Origin of the sequence: Streptomyces sp. NPDC102467, assembly GCF_044765445.1 — a bacterium.
In the GTDB taxonomy this organism is placed as follows: domain Bacteria; phylum Actinomycetota; class Actinomycetes; order Streptomycetales; family Streptomycetaceae; genus Streptomyces.
This window is the reverse complement of the sequence record NZ_JBIWKA010000070.1, coordinates 1-1,414: the sequence shown is the minus strand read 5'-3', so window position 1 is coordinate 1,414 and position 1,414 is coordinate 1. Positions and strand designations below refer to the sequence as shown.

The 1,414-nt window shown below is 55.9% G+C and carries 1 rRNA gene; it reads right to left on the bottom strand.

Annotation, left to right across the window (positions count from 1 at the left end):
- Nucleotides 1-21 precede the first annotated feature (21 nt).
- A 23S ribosomal RNA gene (locus ACIREE_RS42665) occupies nucleotides 22-1,414 on the bottom strand; the annotation flags it as partial.

Here is a 1,414-nt window from a genome sequence, read left to right as displayed (position 1 = left end):
ACACAGTGGACGCGAGCAACTGAGGACAAGCCCTCGGCCTATTAGTACCAGTCACCTCCACACCTTACGGTGCTTCCAGATCTGGCCTATCAACCCAGTCGTCTACTGGGAGCCTTAACCCCTCAAAGGGGGTGGGAGTCCTCATCTCGAAGCAGGCTTCCCGCTTAGATGCTTTCAGCGGTTATCCTTTCCGAACGTAGCCAACCAGCCATGCCCTTGGCAGGACAACTGGCACACCAGAGGTTCGTCCGTCCCGGTCCTCTCGTACTAGGGACAGCCCTTCTCAAGACTCCTGCGCGCGCAGCGGATAGGGACCGAACTGTCTCACGACGTTCTAAACCCAGCTCGCGTACCGCTTTAATGGGCGAACAGCCCAACCCTTGGGACCGACTCCAGCCCCAGGATGCGACGAGCCGACATCGAGGTGCCAAACCATCCCGTCGATATGGACTCTTGGGGAAGATCAGCCTGTTATCCCCGGGGTACCTTTTATCCGTTGAGCGACGGCGCTTCCACAAGCCACCGCCGGATCACTAGTCCCGACTTTCGTCCCTGCTCGACCCGTCGGTCTCACAGTCAAGCTCCCTTGTGCACTTACACTCAACACCTGATTACCAACCAGGCTGAGGGAACCTTTGGGCGCCTCCGTTACTCTTTAGGAGGCAACCGCCCCAGTTAAACTACCCATCAGACACTGTCCCTGATCCGGATCACGGACCGAGGTTAGACATCCAGCACGACCAGAGTGGTATTTCAACGACGACTCCCCCTGAACTGGCGTCCAGAGTTCACAGTCTCCCACCTATCCTACACAAGCCGAACCGAACACCAATATCAAACTGTAGTAAAGGTCCCGGGGTCTTTCCGTCCTGCTGCGCGAAACGAGCATCTTTACTCGTAGTGCAATTTCACCGGGCCTATGGTTGAGACAGTCGAGAAGTCGTTACGCCATTCGTGCAGGTCGGAACTTACCCGACAAGGAATTTCGCTACCTTAGGATGGTTATAGTTACCACCGCCGTTTACTGGCGCTTAAGTTCTCAGCTTCGCACACCCGAAAGTGCACTAACCGGTCCCCTTAACGTTCCAGCACCGGGCAGGCGTCAGTCCGTATACATCGCCTTACGGCTTCGCACGGACCTGTGTTTTTAGTAAACAGTCGCTTCTCGCTGGTCTCTGCGGCCACCCCCAGCTCATGGAGTAAATCCAATCACCAGTGATGGCCCCCCTTCTCCCGAAGTTACGGGGGCATTTTGCCGAGTTCCTTAACCATAGTTCACCCGAACGCCTCGGTATTCTCTACCTGACTACCTGAGTCGGTTTAGGGTACGGGCCGCCATGAAACTCGCTAGAGGCTTTTCTCGACAGCATAGGATCATCCACTTCACCACAATCGGCTCGGCATCAGGTCTCAG